General features: G+C 63.5%; 15 protein-coding genes, 1 tRNA gene and 1 pseudogene. 12 read left to right on the top strand and 5 right to left on the bottom strand.

Translation table 11 applies throughout. The features are described from left to right. The first annotated feature begins 329 nt into the window (after window positions 1–329). The 5 genes from ACRQEC_RS05335 to ACRQEC_RS05315 all read left to right on the top strand — a co-directional run bounded on the left by ACRQEC_RS05335 (window position 330) and on the right by ACRQEC_RS05315 (window position 5,442). Window positions 330–1,472, top strand: a complete 1,143-nt coding sequence (locus tag ACRQEC_RS05335) for a resuscitation-promoting factor (RefSeq protein ID WP_284889414.1) — start codon at window positions 330–332, stop codon at window positions 1,470–1,472. A gap of 130 nt (window positions 1,473–1,602) precedes the next feature. Then, window positions 1,603–1,794 carry a hypothetical protein gene (locus ACRQEC_RS05330; RefSeq protein WP_284889412.1) on the top strand — a complete coding sequence of 64 codons (192 nt, stop codon included), beginning with the start codon at window positions 1,603–1,605 and terminating at the stop codon, window positions 1,792–1,794. Next, window positions 1,791–2,195: a Fic family protein gene (locus ACRQEC_RS05325; protein WP_284889410.1), complete on the top strand. Its 405-nt coding sequence runs from the start codon at window positions 1,791–1,793 to the stop codon at window positions 2,193–2,195. Before ACRQEC_RS05330 ends, ACRQEC_RS05325 begins: the two co-directional genes overlap by 4 nt. Before the next feature lie 236 nt (window positions 2,196–2,431). Next, window positions 2,432–3,472 carry a ribosomal RNA small subunit methyltransferase A gene (locus ACRQEC_RS05320; RefSeq protein ID WP_435713722.1) on the top strand — a complete coding sequence of 347 codons (1,041 nt, stop codon included), beginning with the start codon at window positions 2,432–2,434 and terminating at the stop codon, window positions 3,470–3,472. Between the two features lie 26 nt (window positions 3,473–3,498). Then, on the top strand, window positions 3,499–5,442 hold the full coding sequence (locus tag ACRQEC_RS05315; RefSeq protein ID WP_284889408.1) for an ABC-F family ATP-binding cassette domain-containing protein: 1,944 nt from the start codon (window positions 3,499–3,501) through the stop codon (window positions 5,440–5,442). A gap of 109 nt (window positions 5,443–5,551) precedes the next feature. On the opposite strand, the gene ACRQEC_RS05310 is transcribed toward ACRQEC_RS05315, so the two are convergent. The 3 genes from ACRQEC_RS05310 to ACRQEC_RS05300 all read right to left on the bottom strand — a co-directional run bounded on the left by ACRQEC_RS05310 (window position 5,552) and on the right by ACRQEC_RS05300 (window position 8,834). Continuing rightward, complete coding sequence (locus ACRQEC_RS05310) at window positions 5,552–6,742, bottom strand: ABC transporter permease (RefSeq protein WP_284889405.1); 1,191 nt, start codon at window positions 6,740–6,742, stop codon at window positions 5,552–5,554. Then, window positions 6,742–7,860, bottom strand: a complete 1,119-nt coding sequence (locus tag ACRQEC_RS05305; protein WP_284889403.1) for an ABC transporter ATP-binding protein — start codon at window positions 7,858–7,860, stop codon at window positions 6,742–6,744. The genes ACRQEC_RS05310 and ACRQEC_RS05305 overlap by 1 nt, the downstream gene beginning before the upstream one ends. Before the next feature lie 263 nt (window positions 7,861–8,123). Beyond that, window positions 8,124–8,834: a TetR/AcrR family transcriptional regulator gene (locus tag ACRQEC_RS05300; RefSeq protein ID WP_284889401.1), complete on the bottom strand. Its 711-nt coding sequence runs from the start codon at window positions 8,832–8,834 to the stop codon at window positions 8,124–8,126. A gap of 70 nt (window positions 8,835–8,904) precedes the next feature. On the opposite strand from ACRQEC_RS05300, the gene ACRQEC_RS05295 reads away from it, so the two are divergent. The 4 genes from ACRQEC_RS05295 (at window position 8,905) to ACRQEC_RS05280 (ending at window position 12,192) form a co-directional block, all read left to right on the top strand. Next, a tRNA-Gln gene (locus ACRQEC_RS05295) sits at window positions 8,905–8,975 on the top strand. A gap of 68 nt (window positions 8,976–9,043) precedes the next feature. Beyond that, entirely contained in the window at window positions 9,044–10,156 is a 1,113-nt protein-coding gene (locus ACRQEC_RS05290; RefSeq protein WP_284889399.1) for an NTP transferase domain-containing protein, read from the top strand. 109 nt (window positions 10,157–10,265) lie between these two features. Next, complete coding sequence (locus ACRQEC_RS05285; protein WP_016443229.1) at window positions 10,266–11,249, top strand: ribose-phosphate diphosphokinase; 984 nt, start codon at window positions 10,266–10,268, stop codon at window positions 11,247–11,249. 181 nt (window positions 11,250–11,430) lie between these two features. Continuing rightward, the gene (locus ACRQEC_RS05280; RefSeq protein ID WP_435730128.1) at window positions 11,431–12,192 is read left to right on the top strand and encodes a sulfite exporter TauE/SafE family protein; all 762 of its coding nucleotides are present in this window, start codon (window positions 11,431–11,433) and stop codon (window positions 12,190–12,192) included. A gap of 105 nt (window positions 12,193–12,297) precedes the next feature. Here the strand turns inward: ACRQEC_RS05280 and ACRQEC_RS05275 are convergent, their stop codons facing one another. Both ACRQEC_RS05275 and ACRQEC_RS05270 read right to left on the bottom strand, forming a co-directional pair. Then, window positions 12,298–13,044, bottom strand: a complete 747-nt coding sequence (locus ACRQEC_RS05275) for a putative endonuclease domain-containing protein (RefSeq protein WP_284889395.1) — start codon at window positions 13,042–13,044, stop codon at window positions 12,298–12,300. 153 nt (window positions 13,045–13,197) lie between these two features. Next, a pseudogene (locus tag ACRQEC_RS05270) lies at window positions 13,198–13,305 on the bottom strand (type IV toxin-antitoxin system AbiEi family antitoxin domain-containing protein); the annotation flags it as partial. Window positions 13,306–13,939: 634 nt separating this feature from the next. On the opposite strand from ACRQEC_RS05270, the gene ACRQEC_RS05265 reads away from it, so the two are divergent. The 3 genes from ACRQEC_RS05265 to mfd all read left to right on the top strand — a co-directional run bounded on the left by ACRQEC_RS05265 (window position 13,940) and on the right by mfd (window position 19,327). After that, window positions 13,940–14,581: a 50S ribosomal protein L25/general stress protein Ctc gene (locus ACRQEC_RS05265; RefSeq protein WP_087070445.1), complete on the top strand. Its 642-nt coding sequence runs from the start codon at window positions 13,940–13,942 to the stop codon at window positions 14,579–14,581. Window positions 14,582–14,743: 162 nt separating this feature from the next. Continuing rightward, the gene (gene pth, locus ACRQEC_RS05260; protein ID WP_284889394.1) at window positions 14,744–15,331 is read left to right on the top strand and encodes an aminoacyl-tRNA hydrolase; all 588 of its coding nucleotides are present in this window, start codon (window positions 14,744–14,746) and stop codon (window positions 15,329–15,331) included. Between the two features lie 162 nt (window positions 15,332–15,493). Next, window positions 15,494–19,327, top strand: a complete 3,834-nt coding sequence (gene mfd, locus ACRQEC_RS05255; RefSeq protein ID WP_284889502.1) for a transcription-repair coupling factor — start codon at window positions 15,494–15,496, stop codon at window positions 19,325–19,327. Window positions 19,328–19,635: the final 308 nt, after the last annotated feature.

Here is a 19,635-nt window from a genome sequence, read left to right as displayed (position 1 = left end):
AGCCTTAAATGTAATCGATGTAACGCCCGCGCTGGGGGCGCGTTAGCTATGTCTCCCTGCCAGGGTCTCCCTGGCCCTCCTCGGCAGTGTGAAATAACGCTCAGATTACGATGTGCCAGCTGGCGGCGTCGTCGTACCGTACGCGTAAAAACCGCGAGAATCCGCGGAAAAATCGCGCGAGCACCATGTGAGCGTTCTTGAAAATCTCAAGAAAAGCGAGCCTTTCCCTCCGGATCATTGTCCAAATGTTACGAAATGATTACACTCGATATAGTTTCGTTATAAAAGCGGGGCCGGAGGGTACTCGCGCAAGCAACGGAGGAAGTTTAGTGGGGCGTCACAGCGCACAGGGAATGGGACTCGAGCAATTCGTTCGGGCTGAGGTTCGTACCCCGGGTCCGCGGTCGCGGGCTCTCATGATGGAACGCGGCGCGGTAAGTGAGGCAGTCCAGGCCGCGCTGGCCACTCGGCCGCAGGCCACCGGTACCGCATTCCAGGCACCCGCCGCGGTGGAGGATACCGCCGCGAACGCCCAGCTCAGTGCTTTCCCGCTCAGCCGGCGCGGGGTTGCCGCGCTCGGGGCCGTGCTGCTGGCCGGTAGTGGTATCGGCCTGATGTCGCATATGTCCATGCCCGCCAATGCTTATGCGGATGGTTTCCCGGTGGCGCGCGCGGCCGGCGCCACGGTTGCCGAATACTCTTTTACTGTTAATTTTGAAGGCGAAGAACGCACTCTCACCACCACGGCGGGCACCCTCGGGGAAGCCTTGCAGGAAGCCGGGATCACGGTTTCCGGGGACGACGTTGTTTCGCAGAGCCTCGCCGAAGCGGTCACCCCCGGCGCGAAGGTGACCATCACTCGGGTGGAAAAGCGCGTGGTCACCGAAGAGGTGGTGGACGCGCACGGTTCCACCAAGGTCGACGACGCCGCGCTTGCCAAAGGCACCACCAAGGTGGAAACGGAAGGCAAGGATGGCATTTCTGCCAATACCTACGAAATCCGGGTGGAAAACGGCAAGGAAGTTGCTCGCACCCTGACTTTCTCCGCGGTCAAGCAGGCCCGCGTGGATGAAGTGGTCAAGGTGGGGACCTCGGAAAGCGCCGCCGCGGTGGCGGGCGCGAGCAGTGACGGTGGTAGCGCGGCGCTCGGGAGCGCCAGCGTGGTTCCGGCCGGCACTGCCCAGGAAATCGCCTCGGGTATGCTCTCCGCTTACGGCTGGGGCCAGGACCAGTTCTCCTGCCTGGTGACGCTGTGGAACCGGGAATCGAATTGGAATCACCTGGCGGAAAACAGCTCCTCCGGGGCCTACGGTATTCCGCAGGCACTGCCCGGCTCCAAGATGGCTTCCGCCGGCGCCGATTGGCAGACCAATCCCGCCACCCAGATCCGCTGGGGCCTGGGCTATATTGAGGGCCGCTACGGCAGCCCCTGCGCCGCGCTCGGGCATTCCAATTCCCGCGGGTGGTACTAAGCCTGCAGCGCTAAGTCCGCAGCCATCAGCTTTAAGCCCGCGGCCCTCAGCCGTTACGCAAGCGGTACGCAACCGCCGCTACTCACGAGCGGTATTGCGCTGGTGCCGGGCGGATTATACGCTCATGATTATGAGCGCCACGATAACGATTAGTGACAAACTAGCGCGCGATATTGCGGATATCGCGGCTCGCTACGGAATGAACGAAGAGCAGGTGCTACGCGAAAGCCTGGCGGCTCTTCGCAGCGAGCTTGAGGTCGCGGACCAGCTTGATGCACTATATTCCAAGCGCGCTACCGCGATGGAGCGTTTGGGAAATTGAGGCGACTCAACGAAGTCGCGGTGGAACGCTGGCTGGCGCGGCGTGGATTTTATGTGCGCTCCCGGGCCGGACTGCGCTCCTGCTTCCAGGGTGCCTTCGGGAAAATGTACGGCGTGGAACTGTACTCGAGTCCGCACGAAAAAGCCGCGAAAATCCTGCTGGAAGTAGAAACCCAACACCCGCTTTTTGACGGAAATAAGCGGCTTGGGGCACTGCTATGCGAAGCGCTCCTCAACGAGTTCGGCTTCGAATTAATGATGAACGACGACGCGCTAGCTGACATGTGTTTCGCTGTCGCCGGAGGTCAATTACGGGATCTGGCGCAGATAACCGAGCTGCTCAAAGAGAATTCGCGGCCGGGGTTCGCCAATAGTTTGCAGCTGGCACCGGAAGCTGAATAAACGTGACTATCGGGGTATACAGTTACACCATGAATGTGGTGAGAAGCACGGTAGTGGCCGGCAGCAGCGCCGCACAATCGCCTTGCTCATCGCGGCGGTGGCGGCTGTGATGCTTATTCTGGTGTATCTCTTCTTGGTCACGTGGGCGTAGTGGTAAGAGCGCTGGGTTTCTTGGCGGATACGGATTTTCAAGGGCGCATGCGGACGGTATCCAGCAAGCCGGGTACACTGCATCTGTGGTCGCCAATCATATTGCTCAACAGGATTCGCCCGGCAACACGCAGCCCGGCAGCACACCGCCCGGTGATACCCCGGCTGGCAGCACCCCGGCTGGAACTGCCCTCCTCACCCCGGTGGACGTGCGCGCGCTGTGCACGGCCCTGAATACTCGCCCTACCAAAACCTTGGGGCAAAACTTCGTGCACGACGGCGGCACCGTGCGCAAAATCGTGCGGGAAGCCGGGGTGGGCCCGGGGGATAAGGTCCTCGAAATTGGCCCCGGCCTGGGCTCCCTCACCCTGGCGCTCCTGGAAAGCGGCGCCTACGTATCCGCGGTGGAGATCGACGCCGCCCTGGCCGCCGCACTCCCCGATACCGTGGCACGCCGCCACAGCACTCCGGAGAATTTCGCGCTGCTGCACGCGGATGCCCTGAGTATCACCGGGCCCGAGCAGCTCGCTTGCCCTCCCGCGCTCCGCACCGGCCAGACCGCAGCCGCGGCAATCTCCACCGTAACCGCCAGCATCGGCGCTCCCGGCAGCACGCAGCACTTCGCCCCCACCGCCCTGGTGGCCAACCTTCCCTATAACGTGGCGGTACCGGTGCTCCTCACCCTCATGGAAGCCCTGCCTAGCTTGGAAACCATCACCGTGATGGTGCAGCTCGAAGTCGCTGACCGCCTGGCCGCCGCCCCCGGCTCCCGCACCTACGGCGTGCCCTCGGTGAAAGCCGCCTGGTATGGCAGCGCCACCCGCGGCGCGAAAATTTCCCGCCACGTTTTCTACCCGGAGCCGAATGTGGATTCCGCCCTTGTCCACCTGCGTTTGCGGCCCGCGCCCGGTAACGATGAGCTGCGCGAACGCGTTTTTACGGTGGTCGACGCCGCTTTCGCTCAGCGGCGTAAAACCCTGCGCAGTGCCCTGGGTTCCTGGGCCGGCAGCCCGGCCGCCGCCGAAACTATCCTCCAGCGAGCCGGGGTATCACCACAGGCCCGCGGGGAAACCCTCACCATTGATGATTTTGTGCGGATCGCGCAGGCCCGCGAGCTCCCCAACTAAAAATCCCATTCCAAGGACCACCAGCTATGGCACATTTACTTTCGGTACATGATGTGGGCGTCAGCCTGGGAAGCCGCGATATTCTCAGCAACGTTTCCCTGAGTTTAGAGGACGGCAGCCGCATAGGCGTCGTCGGCCCGAACGGGGGAGGGAAAACCACGCTGCTGCGCCTCATCACCGGGGCGCTCGCGCCTACCAGCGGTGAGGTGATTCCCACCAATACCGCAAAATTTGCCACGCTCACTCAGGCCGATGAGCTGCCCGATACCACGGTGCTCGAGGCGATTCACGCCGGCACCGCCCGCCACGAATGGGCCAGTGACGCGCGGGTGCGGGATCTGCATGCCGGCATGCTTCCCGATATTCCCCTCGAGGCGCGGGTGCGTGAGCTCTCCGGCGGGCAGCGCCGGCGAGTGGCCCTGGCCCATACCCTCACGCGGGACGCGAATATTATTATTCTGGACGAGCCGACCAATCACCTGGACGTCGAAGGGATTACTTTCCTGGCGCATTATATTAAGGAACGTTTCGGTGGGCCGCGCCCGCGCGGGGCGCTGGTGGCCGTCACCCACGACCGCTGGTTCCTGGATGCGGTGGCCACGCGGCTGTGGGAAGTGGTGCCCGGGGTGGAGGGGCCGCGCGGGCAGATTCCCGGCCGGGTGGAAACCTACGAGGGCGGGTATTCGGATTATATTTTCCAGCGGGCCGAGCGGGAACGCCAGGCCGCGCTCGCCGAAGAAAAACGCAATAACTTATTGCGGAAGGAGCTGGCGTGGCTGCGGCGCGGCGCCCCGGCCCGCACCTCCAAGCCGCGTTTCCGCATCGAAGCGGCGGAAAATCTCATCGCGGATGTTCCGGCCCCGCGCGATACCGTGGAAATGACGCGCATGGCCGCCGCTCGCTTAGGCAAAGAAGTGGTTAATCTTGAGGACGTCAGCTTGCGCTACGGCGCGGGTCCGGAAATTTTACGCGGGGTGACCTGGCGGATTGCGCCGGGTGAACGCGTGGGGATCCTGGGCGCGAACGGCGCCGGGAAATCTTCGCTGCTCGCGCTCATCGCCGGGCGGCTCCAGCCCACCTCCGGGCACGTCAAACGCGGTGCCACCGTGAAACTCGCGGAACTATCGCAGCACACTCGCGAACTTGATGAGGTTGCGGATCTGCGGGTGGTGGAGGCCGTGAACGACGTCGCAGCTCGCGTGCAGGTGGGGAAGAAGGAACTCACTGCGAGCCAGGTGACCGAGCGGATGGGATTCACCCGCGAACGTGCCTGGACGCGGGTCAGTGAACTTTCGGGCGGGGAGCGGCGCCGCCTGCAATTCATGCGCCTGCTCATGGCCGAACCTAATGTGCTGCTCCTGGACGAACCGACGAATGACCTGGATACCGATACCCTCGCCGCGATGGAAGACGTGCTGGATGGTTGGCCGGGCACCCTCATTGTGGTCTCCCACGACCGTTACCTGCTCGAACGCATGACGGACCGCCAGATTGCGGTGCTCGATGGCCACGTGCGGGATCTACCCGGCGGCGTGGATCAATATTTGCGGCTGCGCGAAGAGGAACGCGAAGCGCGCGAGCGGGCCGGGGGTGCGGCTGGAGCGCGCGCGGGTGCTGGCGCTCGGGCTGGGGCTGGGACTCGTGCTGGTGCTCGTGCTGGCGCCGGCGGTGCAGGCGGCTCGGGCAACTCTGGGGCTGCGGCAGCCGCGTCCGGTGCATCGGGTGAGCGGGCTGAGAAAAGTGCGAGTGCCCTCCAGCGCGAAGCCCGCAAAGAAGTGCAGCGCATCGAGAAACGGATGAACCGGCTGCGCGAACAGATCACCAAGCTGGAGGAGCGCAGTACCGCCTGCGCGGCCAGCGGGGACTATGAGGAACTCGCGCGAATTGGTAAAGAGTTGAGTGAAGCAAGTGGCCAGCTTGACGAGCTGGAAGAACAGTGGCTGGAGGCGGCTGAAGTAGCCGAGGGATAAGGCAGGCGCACCCACCCAGCCAGAATGGCCATTTCGCCAGGCGTACACACACGCGGGGCCCGGGAGAATCCCGGGCCCCGCGTGCGTCGTCGCCGTACTACATCAGAATTTAGGCGGCCTTACGGAAAATCTGCGTGAGCTTGACGCGCTCACCCATCCGCAAAATCGAGCGTTCGTAAATCTTGCCGGCCAGGATCGCCAGCAGGAAGACCCCGAGCGCGTTGATGCCGACCGCCGCCAGTTCTTCCACGAGCGGGACCTCGCCGATGGCCGCGCGCATGGGCATCATGAACGGGCCGAAGAACGGCAGCACGGAGAGAATCTTCGTGACCGCGGCCTCCGGCAGCGCCGGAATGAGGTAGAGCGCGGTATAGAACGGGATGAACTGGAGGAACATGACCGGGGTGTTGATGCCGGCCAGGTCTTCCTGGCGGGACACCGTGGCCGCCAGCCCGCCCACCAGCGCGGTGGCGGTGAAGTAGCCGAGCACCATCCACACGACCGTGCGCGCCACCATACCGGCCAGCCCGAATTCCTGGAGGAAACTGAGGTCGGGAACCAGCCCGGAAATGGCCACGCCGGTAATAATCGCGCCGATATAACCGAAGAGGATCACCACCCAGCCGGCACCCAGGCCCAGCACTTTGCCGAGCAGGAGCGTGCGCGGGCGGACCGTCGTCAAAATAATTTCGACCACGCGGGAAGATTTTTCTTCGACGACGCCGGCGCCTACCGCGCCAATGCCACCCATCACCATGAAGAAAATCAGCATGGCACTCACCGAACCGATAAGGAAACCAATGGGATTCGATTCGAAGCCGGAGGGAGTGTAATTCACCGTCTGAACCCGGAGATTATTAATAGTATCCAGGTGGGCGAGAACCGTGGCATCCACCCCGGATTCCTCCAGCACATAGGTGCTGAGGACCTTCTTGAGAGCGGGAAGCTCCTTCGGATCCGGGGAAGTGGCCACGATCTGCGGCTCGAGGGCCGTGCCGGAAATGCCGATCTCCGCTTCCGGCTCTTCGGTGGCCAGCTCGGCGGCGATATTGGAGGTGGGGAGGGCGGCGAAACCGGCACTCTCCAGGTAGGGCTGGAGCTGCGCGGCGCTGGCCTCCAGGTAAATGCCCTGGGCTTGCGGGGCCGGGGCGGCGCCGGTGGCTTCATCGTCCCCGCCCAGGAAGACGCGGCCCGCGAAGCCGGCCACAATAGCGATGACCCACATAACCGCGAGGGAAATCATGGTGGCGCGGGAAGCGAAAACGTTCTTGAACTCGCGTGCGAAAACAATGCGTACCATTACTTAGCCTTCTTTCCGAACAGCGAGCCGAGCAGGCCACGCTTTTTCTTGGGGGCGGCCGCGTCATCTTCGTTTGCGGAGGGCACCTGAACAACATCGCGGAACAATTCCGTGAGGTGGGGGCGGCGCTGGGCGAATTCCACCACGGTGCCGGCACGCTGGGCCGCCGCGAGAAGCGCGGCGGTGGGGTCTGCGGTGGTGTTCTCCGGGTTAGTGGGGCTGTCGGGGTTAGCGGGCGTTGCGCTGGCGCCGGGTGCGGCCGGGCTTGTGGTGCCGGTAGCCGCAACCGTTCCGGGAGTCGCGGGCGAAGTTTCCACGAGCACCCGCGCAATTCCCGCGCTCAGCGGCGCCTCCGAGGTACCGGCCAGCGGATCGGGGTGGACGGTGAATCCGGCCTGGCTGAGGGCCGAGCGCAGCGCGGTTTCCTCCGCGCGCACCGCCAGCGCGTAAGGCGGATTACCGGAATTACGCAGCTCATCAACGGTACCGCGGGCCACGATATTTCCGCCCGCGAGGATCCCCACGCTATCGCAGAGACGTTCGACCAGGTCAAGCTGGTGGGAGGAGAAAATAACCGGAACGCCCTCATCGGCCTTTTGACGCAGCGTATCGCTCATAGTGCGCACCGCCACCGGGTCCAAACCGGAGAAAGGTTCATCAAGGATGAGGAGTTCGGGATCGTGAATGAGGGCGGCAGCCAGCTGCACGCGCTGCTGGTTACCGAGGGAGAGCTTCTGGACGGCATCCTCCCGGCGTGAGCCCACCCCGAGGCGATCCGTCCAGCGTTCCATGGCGGCCTGTGCCGCATCCGGGCTCATCCCGTGCAGGCGCGCGAAATACATCAGCTGCTTATCGACCTGCATCTTCGGGTAGAGGCCGCGTTCTTCTGGCATATAGCCGATGCGCTGGCGTGCCGCGAAATCAATGGGCTGGCCATTCCAGGTCACCTGCCCGGAATCTTTACTCAGGAGGCCGAGCATAATGCGCATCGCAGTGGTTTTCCCGGCCCCGTTCGAGCCGACGAAACCGAAGATTTCACCGGGGCGAACCGCGAAGCTAAGATCCTGCAACACTTTGCGCGACCCGAAACTCTTGGAGATGTTCTCGACGGAGAGCATAAAGGGTACGTCCTTGCTATTGTGCGATTGATGAATATTCTAGGGTAGCGTGCCACCCGCCCAGACACGGGCAACCGCCGCGCGTAAGACCGGTGACGTCACCTAGAGCGCCATCGTTCTATTTGCGTGTCGCCGTATAGTCTATGCCACAGCACTGGCGAAACCTAGAACTGAATTTCCGCACGCCCGAACGGTTAGTGCGTTTCCGCGCGCCTGCTCAGTGCGTTTCGACGTGCTTGTTCAGTACGTTTCTGCGTGCTCGCTCAGTGCCCGCCGCGGGTGAGGAGGCGCGGCTGCGATTCCAGCCCGCGCAAACCGTTCCACATAAAATTGACCACGTGCTCGGCCACCGTCTCTTTATCGGGTTGGCGCACATCCACCCACCACTGGCCCACCTGGCCGAGCGCCCCGGCCAGCGTTTGCCCGTAAATGCGGGCGTATTGCGGAGAAATACCATTGCGGCCGAGCATGGGCGCCAGCAAATCCGAGGCGTAATCAGCCACATCAGCGATGACGGTGGAGAAGGAATCCCCGCCCAGCGTGGCCGGCGAACGCTGCACGAGGAGGCGAAAACCGTCGTCGTTATGCTCAATATAATCCAGCACGGCGACGACGATGGACTCGAGCACCTCGCGCTCGGGCAGGCCAATGTTCATGCGCGCGGAAAGTAATTCCGTGAGCGTGACGAGCTCGCGATCCACCACCACGTTGTAAATGCCTTCTTTGGAGCCGAAATGTTCGTACACGACCGGCTTGGAGACCTGGGCGGCCGCGGCGATTTCTTCGATGGAGACCCCGTCGAAACCCTGGGCCGCGAAAAGTTCGCGGGCCACGCCCACCAATTGTTTGCGCCGGTCCGCTCGCGACATGCGCACCCGCTTCTTTTCCGGGGCGGGGGCAGGGTTGGTGAGCGTATTATCGGCGGCGCTGGCGGCATCGATGCCGTTCGTGCCCTCAGGCGAGGTCTGTTTCATACTTAGTATTATGCCAGGAGCGCTTCGGTCGGTTAGACTATACCGGTGCCGGCCCGCGCGTCGGCAGTTTTCCGCCATGGTGTAACGGCAACACAGCGGTCTTTGGAACCGTTATTCTAGGTTCGAATCCTAGTGGCGGAACGTTTTCGGGCGCAGCGTCAGCGCCCGTGGCGAAATATAGGGCGCATCGCCGCCAGAAAAGGGAAGGCATGGATCTCTCCGCTGTCGTCATCCTGGCTGCTGGCCAGGGAACTCGCATGAAATCAGCCACCCCGAAACTTTTGCATGAGGTGTGCGGCCGCACCCTGCTCGGGCACGCCATCACCGCCGCGCGCAGCCTGAATCCCCGCCACATTGTTGTGGTGGTGCGTCACGAACGTGATCGGGTGGCCGCCCACGCCCTTGAGCTGGACGATTCGGTCATGATCGCCGATCAAGATGAGATCAAGGGCACCGGCCGCGCGGTGTGGTGCGGGATGGAAGCCCTGGGTGCGGGCTTAAACGGCCCGGTACTCGTGATGGCCGGGGACACCCCGCTTTTGGGTGGGAAGATTCTCGGGGAGCTCGCGCGCGCCCACGGGAACAGTGTTCACGGCAGCGGTTCGTGCGGGAACACTGTTTACATGAACGACGACGCCGCTACCGCTCCGGCTGCCCCGGGCAACCCCGCTGTCACCGTGCTGAGCGCCCGGGTGCCTGACCCGGCTGGCTACGGGCGGATTGTGCGTGATAGCCAGGGCACCATCTGCGCCGTCGTAGAAGATAAAGACGCAAGTGCGCAGCAGCGTGCCATCGACGAAATCAATACGTCTACCTATATTTTCGATGCTGCGTTTTTGCGCGAGGCGCTGGCGACCCTGGGCACCGATAACGCGCAGGGGGAAATGTACCTGACCGATGTGGTGGCGCGGGCGTACCAGCTCGGCGCCGGGGTCGGTTCCTATGTAAGCAGTGATTACCTGGCTGTGGAAGGTGCGAATGACCTGGTCCAGCTGGCGGCGCTGCGCCGCGAAATGAATCGGCGCATCGGGGAGACTTGGATGCGCAGCGGGGTGAGCATTATTGATCCGGCCACAGCGTGGATTGATGTCCAGGTGGAGCTGGAGCCGGATTGCGTCGTCGAACCTAATACAATTTTGCGCGGAACCACGCGGGTAGCGCGGTTCGGGCACGTGGGGCCCGGGGAGCTGAGCAATGTCATCGTGGAGGAAGGCGCGCGGGCGCGGCATGTGCACCTGCACGATTGCCTCATTCCGGCCGGTAAATGTGCCCGGCACGCGATTGCGCTCGGGGAAACCGCCCAGCACCGCTGCGGCGGGTAAACACTGTTCCGGCGGTAAACACCGTTTACCGAGTAGCGGGTATCGCCGCGATCACATAAGCTGACAACGTCGAAAAACCCAAGCAGGCGAAACACATCGGGGGAGCACAATGAGCACGGGAATGCGGGTATCGAACGATAAGCGGCTGGTCCTAGCCACGGGCCGCGCCTATCCGGAGTTGGCGGAGGAGGTTGCGCGCTGCCTGCATATCAGCATGCTGCCCACCACCATCTACGATTTCGCAAATTCAGAAATTTACATCCGCTATGAGGAGTCGATCCGTGGGGCGGATGTTTTTATTATGCAGGCTTTCAGCAGCCCCATTAATAAATGGCTGATGGAGACGCTCCTCATGGTGGATGCCGCCAAGCGCGCCTCCGCCAAGCGCATCACCGTGGTCGCGCCGTACTATCCCTACGCTCGCCAGGACAAGAAGCACAAGGGCCGCGAACCGATTTCGGCGCGGCTGGTGGCCGATCTGCTCAAGACGGCCGGCGCGAACCGCATTATGAGCGTGGATCTGCACGCCGCGCAGAGCCAGGGTTTCTTCGACGGGCCGGTGGACCACCTGTGGGCGATGCCTACGCTGGTGGAATACGTCCGCTCCATTATTACTGGCGACGACGCCGTGATGGTCTCACCCGATGCCGGCCGTATTAAGGTGGCCGAGCAGTGGTCCTCGCGCCTGGGCGGAATTCCGCTGGCGTTCGTGCATAAGACCCGCAATATTGAGAAGGCCAATACCGCGAAGGCTAACCGGGTGGTCGGCGATGTGGCCGGTAAGACCGCCATTATTGTTGATGACATGATTGACACCGCCGGCACGCTGGTCGGCGCGATTCGCGTGGTCAAGGATGCCGGCGCGAAGGACGTTATTGTGGCGGCCACCCACGCGCTGCTGTCCGGGGAAGCGGTCGAGCGGCTCTCCAATGCGCCGATTCGCGAACTCGTGGTGACCGACACCGTGCCGATCCCCGACGAGAAGCGTTTTAAGGGCTTGACGGTGCTTTCCATTGCCCCCACCCTGGCGCGCGCCATCGACGAAGTCTTCGAGGATGGCTCGGTGACCTCGCTATTTGACGGCGCGTACTAAAGGTGAGGTAGCCTCACGAGGAGGCGCTGGTGCGATGAGCGCACCGGCGCCTTTCTTGTTGTGGTGGTAGCCGGGGCTTTGCGCGGTCGGGAGGGCGGTCATGGTTGCGGCTCGGGAGCCGGTATTTTGCGCGGCTGGGGGCCGGTACTATTTGCGGCTGGGAAGGAAGATAACGCACGTGGTGGTCACATCGAGCTGGGCGCTGTCCGTACTTGTTTTCGCCACCGGGTTGGTGGGCGGCATTGTTGGGTACCTGACCGGGGTGGCTTCGCTGGTCACCTACCCGGCGCTGCTGGCCCTCGGATTCCCGCCGATTACCGCCAATGTGACGAATGCGATCAATAATTTCGGGAGCAGCCTGGGCTCGGTGCTGACCGGCTGGCGCTCCATGCGGGCGGTGCAAGCCTATCCGCTGTGGCCGCAAATGTTTATCAGCGCGGTGGGCGGAGCTATCGGCGCGGTGCTGCTGCTGGCTTTCGACCCGAAAGTTTTCGAGTTCGTAGTGCCCTGGCTGGTTCTCATCGCTACCCTTTCCACGCTGGTCGGCCCCTACCTGGAGCGCCGTGGCATCCACGCGAATATTCCGGTTCCCACCTTCCTGGTGCTAGTGGGAGTGCTGGGCGTGTACGGAGGTTATTTCGGGGCGGCTTCGGCGGTTGTGTATCTTGGCATCGCCGCGATCCTCACCCCGATGACCACCCACGAGGCATTGCTGCTTAAATCCCCGGTGCTGGGCTGCGCCAACCTCACCGCGCTGCTGTTCTTCATCTGGTCCGGGGAAGTGGATTACGCGGCGGCGCTGACCATGATGCTCGGCGGGCTGCTGGGCGGGATGGTCGGTCCGCACCTCCAGCGTTTCCTTCCCGGTGGCGTGGTGCGCTGGCTGGTCGGCATCTTCGGGACGGCGCTCGCGATCTGGCTGTTGCTACGGGCGTTGGGGTAGGGCGGCACGTTGAGGTAGACGGCATCGAGCAAGCCCCGCGAGCATGCGTGCGGCTGCCGTTAGTTCCTTTTCCGCCAGTTTCTCAGTTCCTCACTCGCCGCCGGCTTAGTTCTTCACCCGCCACCCGCGCTGGCGGAATGCCTCGGCTAGGCGAGCGGTTGCGGGAATCTCGCCGCTCGCGATGCGAGGGAGCATGGGCTTGCCCGGGTTGAACATCGTGCGGACGAGCCGCCGAGGGAGGTGGAGGTCCGGGTGGAAAACCTGCAGTTCGATCCAGCCGTAGCTGGTGCGGAGCTCGCGTCGCTGGCGATCCTTGACCTGCTGAGAGGCATCTCGGTGAGGTGCGCCGTCGTACTCCACAATGATGCGCTGCTCCTCGAAGAGCATATCGGGTTGGCCGAGCGGGCAGCCGTCCGGGGCGAGAAGCCGCTGGTTGAGGCGCGGTTCCGGGAATCCCGCCATGGCGATAATGAGCCGCAGGAGGGTTTCCATTGGCGAATCCGCGCCCACCCGCGCCCAGGCCAGCGCCGCGCGGAAGTGCGCCACAAAATTCCAGCTCGGGTGTTCGGCCAGGAAAGCCTCCAGTCCCTCGCGGGTAGCATAGGGCGCTGATCTCCTCTCGAAGCGCCGGCGAGGAATGCGCAGGAGCGCGTCAATTGCCGCGATGAGCTGGTAAAACGATAGGTCCGGCACGCTCGCCAGTACAGCGCGGGGCCGGGAGGTGATGCGAAGATCCCCGCCGGGCGTGCGGATCGTTTCAATGTCGCTGTCCAGCAGCTGCGTGCGATCCCAGCGGATGAGGGGGTGTGGGGAACAGTATCGCTTCGAAGGAAAACCGCAGTCTAGCTGCATTTGTTCAGTCCACGAATTTACCCGATAAGGGAGCGGCAGCCCCCATAAACGCATCGCCGATAATCCAGTTACTACACTGCCCGGAAACTGATGTTGTACAGCCAGGAGTGCGTCAGCTTCCGTGATGTCACGCGTCGTGTCCCGGTAAATACCGTGTGCTAAACGCTGAAACTGACCGCGGCGGGTGAGGGTTCTGGGTAGCCCCAAATCGTCTAGCTGCGCGACGCTAAAAATAGGTGGGTGTTGAAGAAGTTTCGCCATAGAGCGAGTATTGAGTCAGACGGCGGTCTGGGCAAGGCGCTATCCACAGGCCGGATCGAGAATCCACAGGCAGGCTCGGTGTAGAGAGGCCACCAAGATCTTCGGGTGTGTAGTCCGGTGAGTGGGCAAAAACGTAGTGCAAATCTAAGCACCATTTTGGCCCGATTTCTGTCATGGGCTTGCACTTTGTGCCCCCTACGGTCGGGGATTTGCACTTTGCGTGTGGGGAAGGGGTGGTGCGACGACGGCGCCAGCTGGCGGGGCGGATTCTGGCGGGAAGGGTGCGGGGTGTGTGAGGAGCGGCAAAAAACTTTGTTTTTTGCCGCCGTAGCCCTAAAATTGACGGCGTTGCTTCGGCGAGGGAGGGAGCTCGAAGCGCGGAATTACCCGGTCGTTGAATTGGGGAATCGCCCGGTCTACGGGATGGCGATTCTGGTGAACCTGCGGAGCAGGGAGCTGGGATCGGAATTCGCGCTCGCGGACTCTTCCGTTATCGACGCGGCAGGCGCTCCTTCGGGTGGCCTGCTTTAACGAGGCCACCACCCGGCGCGGCGTGTGCGGCGCGGGTGTTTATATCGACAATATCGAGGTCAGCCCGCCACGTGGGCGACCGCTAATCTGACGAAGGAGAATCATGGCTATTGATGCTGCGAAGCTGACTGCCGAAACCCGTGATGAATTTGGCAAGGGTGCGGCCCGCCGCCTGCGCCGCGATGGGCGCGTTCCCGCGGTGCTGTACGGGCACGGAATTGAGCCGGTGCACGTGCACCTGGATGCTCACGATCTGTTCCTCGCGGTCAAGGGCAATCCGAATGCCCTGGTCAGCCTCACCATCGACGGTGAACTGACCCTCGCGCTGGTCAAGGACATTCAGCGCAACCCGCTTTCCCGCTCCATCGAGCACGTGGACTTCCTGCGCGTCAAGCGCGACGAAAAGGTCGAGGTTGAAATTCCGGTGGTCGTTGTGGGCGAACCGGCTCCCGGCCTCATCAACACCCTGGAACTCCTCAATATCCTGGTCTCCGCCCCGGCGATCGATATTCCGGAATCCATCGAGGTCAATGTGGAAGGTCTCGAAGATGGCGCCCGCGTGACCGTGGCGGACCTCAAGCTTCCCGAGGATGTGGAAGCCCTGGTCGATGGCGAAGAAATCGTCTCCCTGGTCATGGAGCCCCAGGTTGATAAGGCTCTGGAAGAGGCCGACGCCGCCATGGCCGAAGCTCAGGCAGAAGAAGCAGCCGAAGAAGCGGCAGCTTCCGAAGGTGCCGGCGAGTAATTCGGCGATGCACCTCACTCGCCACGAGTGACTCTCACGCGGCCGCGGACGCAATGTCCGCGGCCGCGTGCCGTGTCGGCGTCGTCGTAAAAAATACGAAGCACGCAGGGGCGGAACAATCCCGGGCAAGCGGGTACGGTTGAATATGCACAGGAGGAACGCATGTACGCTGTTGTTGGATTAGGCAATCCCGGTGCTACCTATGCCGGAACTCGCCACAATTGTGGGTATATGGTGGTGGCGGAGCTCGCCGCGCGCTGCGGGGGGCAGTTGCGCTCGCACGGCGCGACCCAGACGAATCAGCTTTCCGCGCGGGTCGGGGTGGCGCCCGGGCAGGCCGGTGAGCAGGTCATTCTTGCCACGTGCCAGTGCTATATGAATACGTCGGGCGGGCCGGTCAGCGCGCTGCTGCGCTATTACGACTGCCCGGTGGAGAATCTTATTGTGGTTCACGATGAGCTTGACCTGCCCTTCGGGACTCTGCGCCTCAAGCGCGGCGGGGGCGAAGGCGGGCATAACGGGCTCAAGTCGATTTCGCAGTCCACGGGCTCGAAGGATTATATTCGGCTGCGTTTCGGTATCGGCCGGCCGCCCGGGCGCCAGGACCCCTCCGATTTTGTGCTGCGCCCCTTTAGTTCGACGGAGCGCAAGGAGCTTGATGTGCTCATCGCGCAGGCCGCGGACGCCGTGGAAGATGTGCTGCGCAACGGACTGGTGAGCGCCACGATGCGTTTGCACACGAAGCATTAGCCGGCTGCGGTGTGGAGCTGCGGTGCCGCGGCATACGGCGCGGAGCTGCGCGAATGCGGTGTGCCGAATCGCCCGCGCTGCGCTAAACCGCCGGCACCGCGCCCGCGCCGCGCCGAGCGCGAATCGAAACCCAAGAAGGACGAGGAAGGAAACGAGCGTCCCGTGCAATTAGAATCCTTGCTGCCGCTCATCGGCGCTGATCCCGCCCTGAGCAGCGCTGCCGCCTCGACCGCCACCCGCCTGGATATTCCGATGCCGCGCGGGGTGGTGCCGCCGGCCCTGGCGTACCTCGCGCGCGCGAATGCCTCGGAAAGCGCGGCTCAGCAAACCGACACCGCCGCCCCGAAAAACCCCACCGCAGAAACCGCCCCCGCCCCTGAAACCGCGAATGCCTCGGAAAACGCCGCTCAGCAAACCACCACCCCCCTCCACGTGGCCGTCACCGCCTCTGGGCGGGAGGCCGAAATCCTTGAGGGGGCTATGCGCGCCTACCTTCCGGCCGAGCAGATCGCGGTGTTTCCCTCCTGGGAAACGCTGCCGCACGAGCGCCTGTCTCCGCGTTCGGATACGGTGGCTCGCCGCCTCCTCACCCTGCGCCGCCTGGCTCATCCGGAAGAATTCGAGCCGCTGCGCCTGCTTATTATGCCGGTGCGTGCGCTGCTTCAGCCCATTACCCGCGGTCTGGGTGATCTGGCGCCGGTGCGCATCCGCCTCAACGAGGACGCCCCCATGGAGGAGGTGGAAAATGCGCTGGTGAACGCTGCTTACACCCGGGTTGATATGGTGGAACGCCGCGGCCAATTCGCGGTGCGCGGCGGAATTCTGGACGTTTTCCCGCCTACCGAACGCCACCCGATCCGCGTGGAATTCTTCGGCGATACCGTGGACGAAATCCGCACCTTCTCCGTGGGCGACCAGCGCTCCATGGAGGAACGCGAAGAACTCTACGCCCCGCCCTGCCGCGAAATTCTCCTCACCGAATCGGTGCGCACCCGCGCCCGCTCGCTCATCAGCGAGCTGCCCGGCGCCACCGATATGCTCGACAAAATCGCCGCCGGCATCGCCCCGGAGGGCATGGAATCCCTCACGCCGGTGCTCGTGGACGGCATGGACGCCGTCGTGGACGTGCTTCCCGCCACCGCCCGGCTCCTCATTATCGAGCCGGAACGCGTGGACCAGCGCGCCGAATCGCTCATCGCCACCACGGAGGAATTCCTGGCGGCGGCCTGGAGCGCGGCGGCGGCCGGTGGCACGCCTCCGGTGCAGGCCAATGCGGCGAGTTTCGCGACCGTCGCGGCCACCCGGGCGGAAGCGCTGAAACGCGGCCAGGCCTGGTGGACGCTCGGCGGCTTTTCCGGCAACGCATTGTCCGGGAACGCTCCGTCCGGTAGCACCGTCGCCGAAAACAGCGCTTCCACCGGCACCAGTTCCGGCAACGTCGCTTCCACCGGGGGCACCACCAAGAACGACGACGCCGGCGCCGCTGTCGCGGCGCGCGAACCGCGCAAATTCCTCGGGAAAGTCGATGAGGCTCTCGCCGCTATCGGGGAGCAGGCACGGCGCGGGGTGCGCCAGGTGCTGGTGGTGGACGGGCCCGGCTTGGCGCGCCGCTACGCCGAACAGCTCGGTGAGCTGGGCGTTCCCGCCAGCGCGGTAGCGGAGCTCCCCGCCCACTTCGAACCCGGGGTGGTCTACGTGGTGGCCGCCCCCATCGCCGAGGGCTTCGTTATGGAAGGTCAGCAGCTCGGGGTGTACGCGGGCGCGGACCTGACCGGGCGGGGCGGTTCCTCCACCCGGGATATGCGCACGCTGCCCAAGCGGCGCCGCAAGAATGCCGTTGATCCGCTGTCGCTGACTCCCGGGGATTTTGTGGTGCATGACCGCCACGGGGTGGGCCGCTTCGTGCGGATGGAAAAGCGCGCGATTGGCGGTAAAGGCGGGCAGCGTGAATATATTGTGCTCGAGTATGCGCCGTCGCGGCGCGGCGGGCCGCCCGATCAACTCTGGGTGCCCACCGACCAGCTTGACCAGGTCTCGAAGTATTCGGGCGGGGAATCCCCGAGCCTCAATAAAATGGGCGGGGCCGATTGGGAGAAAACCAAGTCGAAGGCCCGGGCTGCCACCCGCAAAATTGCTTCCGAGCTTATTCGCCTTTACGCGCAGCGCATGGCCACTCCGGGTATTGCATTTTCGCCGGATACTCCCTGGCAGCGCGAGCTCGAGGACGCTTTCGCCTACGTGGAAACCCCCGATCAGCTGCACACCATCGACGAAGTGAAAGCCGATATGGAAAAGCCGGTCCCCATGGATCGCCTTATTTCCGGGGATGTGGGCTACGGCAAAACGGAGATCGCGGTGCGGGCGGCTTTCAAGGCGGTGCAGGATGGCCGCCAGGTGGCGGTTCTGGTGCCGACCACCCTGCTGGTGGAGCAGCATCGCGAGACTTTTGAGGAACGCTACGCCGGCTTCCCGGTGCGGGTGGCGGCGCTGTCGCGTTTCCAGAGCGCGCGCGAATCGGAGGAGGTCATCGCCGGGCTTGCCGATGGCAGTATCGATGTGGTGATCGGCACCCACCGCCTGCTCACGGGAAATGTGCGTTTCAAAGCCCTCGGCCTCGTGGTGATTGACGAGGAGCAGCGTTTCGGCGTCGAACATAAAGAGACCCTCAAGCAGATGTACCCGAATATCGATGTGCTCTCGATGTCGGCCACCCCGATTCCGCGCACGTTGGAAATGGCGGTCACGGGGGTGCGGGAAATGTCCACCCTGGCCACTCCGCCCGAGGAGCGCCACCCGATTCTCACCTACGTGGGCGCGCGGGAAAATCGCCAGATCAGCGCCGCGATTCGCCGCGAGTTGCTGCGCGACGGCCAGGTTTTTTACGTGCATAACCGGGTGGGGGATATGGGCCGAGTGGCCGCGCAGCTCGGCGAGCTGGTGCCCGAGGCGCGCATCGCCGTCGCCCACGGAAAAATGAGCGAACGCGATCTGGAAAATGTTATTCAGAATTTCTGGAATCATGAGATCGACGTCCTCATCTGCACCACCATCGTGGAAACAGGCCTCGATATTTCCAATGCAAATACGCTCATTGTGGATAATGCCGATAAGCTCGGGCTTTCCCAGCTCCACCAGCTGCGCGGGCGCGTGGGCCGCGGGCGCGAGCGCGCCTACGCGTATTTCCTTTACGACCCGGATCGCGCGCTCACGGAAACGTCCCTGGAACGCCTGCGCACCATCGCCGCGAATACCGACCTCGGGGCCGGCACCCAGGTCGCCATGAAGGACCTCGAAATCCGCGGGGCCGGCAATATGCTCGGCGGCGAACAATCCGGCCACATCGAGGGCGTCGGTTTCGATTTGTACGTGCGCATGGTCTCCGAAGCGGTCGCGAAAATGCGCGGGGAGATTCCTGGCGACGACGACGCCAGCAGCGATGTGCGAATTGAGCTGCCGGTGGAAGCCTACCTACCCGAGGATTACGTGCCTTCCGAACGGTTGCGGCTGGAAATTTACACCAAGTTGGCGGCTTCGCGCGGGGAGGCCCAGCGCGAGGAAATTCGCGCGGAATTGCGCGACCGCTACGGGGAGATTCCCGAGGTGGCCGCGCGGCTCTTCCGGATCGCGCAGCTGCGTGACCTGGCGCGCAGTGCCGGGCTGGAAGAAATCACCCAGATGGGGCGCAATGTGCGTTTCGCGCCGGTAGCGCTGCCCGATTCGCGGCAGGCACGGCTCAAACGCCTGTATCCGGGGGCAATGCTCAAGCCCGCGGTGCGAGTCCTCATGGTGCCTGTCCCACCCGCGCCCGCCGCGGGGAGCAGCGGGGGCGGCGCCGGGGGAAGCGCGCGCGCCGGGGCGGGTAGTGCCCGCCCGGTTTCGCTCGGGGTGGCGCAGACCTCCGCACGCCTCGGGAGCGGTGCGCCCATGGAAGGTGATGACCTGCTCGAATGGGTGTCCCATCTCATTACCGCGGTATTTATTTCCTCGGTGGGGTAACAGCTGGGGTAGCAGCGGGCTATTCCGGACATGCGGCCGGTGTTCCGGGGTTGTACTATCGGGCCCGTTTCGGGGGTGTCCCGGCGAGCTTCTTCACGCGGTGTACCCGGTGTTTCCGGCTCGCTGGCCTGCCCTCATGCTTACCTTTGTGATGATTGTGATTTTGAAGTACCTTTATCAATCCTGTCGTGATTTGATAAATTAAATCGTACGTTGTGGCGGTGGAATAGATGGGCTGAGCTGCGGGTACCCGCGTGGAAAGCTGGCGTGCTCGTGTGTTTATGTTCGTTAAGGGCGCCTAAATCCAA

Origin of the sequence: Actinotignum saccati (assembly GCF_051265055.1) — a bacterium.
GTDB lineage: Bacteria > Actinomycetota > Actinomycetes > Actinomycetales > Actinomycetaceae > Actinotignum.
The sequence above is the reverse complement of the archived record's forward strand: the minus strand, read 5'-3'. Positions and strand labels throughout refer to the sequence as shown.

Bases quoted from the DNA above. Each gene is read 5' to 3' on its own strand.
- ACRQEC_RS05300 (WP_284889401.1), bottom strand. From the start codon at position 8,834: ATGAAACAGACCTCGCCTGAGGGCACGAACGGCATCGATGCCGCCAGC.
- ACRQEC_RS05330 (WP_284889412.1), top strand. From the start codon at position 1,603: ATGAGCGCCACGATAACGATTAGTGACAAACTAGCGCGCGATATTGCG.
- ACRQEC_RS05275 (WP_284889395.1), bottom strand. From the start codon at position 13,044: ATGCAGCTAGACTGCGGTTTTCCTTCGAAGCGATACTGTTCCCCACAC.
- ACRQEC_RS05290 (WP_284889399.1), top strand. From the start codon at position 9,044: ATGGATCTCTCCGCTGTCGTCATCCTGGCTGCTGGCCAGGGAACTCGC.
- ACRQEC_RS05305 (WP_284889403.1), bottom strand. From the start codon at position 7,860: ATGCTCTCCGTCGAGAACATCTCCAAGAGTTTCGGGTCGCGCAAAGTG.
- pth (WP_284889394.1), top strand. From the start codon at position 14,744: ATGTACGCTGTTGTTGGATTAGGCAATCCCGGTGCTACCTATGCCGGA.
- ACRQEC_RS05285 (WP_016443229.1), top strand. From the start codon at position 10,266: ATGAGCACGGGAATGCGGGTATCGAACGATAAGCGGCTGGTCCTAGCC.
- ACRQEC_RS05315 (WP_284889408.1), top strand. From the start codon at position 3,499: ATGGCACATTTACTTTCGGTACATGATGTGGGCGTCAGCCTGGGAAGC.
- ACRQEC_RS05265 (WP_087070445.1), top strand. From the start codon at position 13,940: ATGGCTATTGATGCTGCGAAGCTGACTGCCGAAACCCGTGATGAATTT.
- ACRQEC_RS05310 (WP_284889405.1), bottom strand. From the start codon at position 6,742: ATGGTACGCATTGTTTTCGCACGCGAGTTCAAGAACGTTTTCGCTTCC.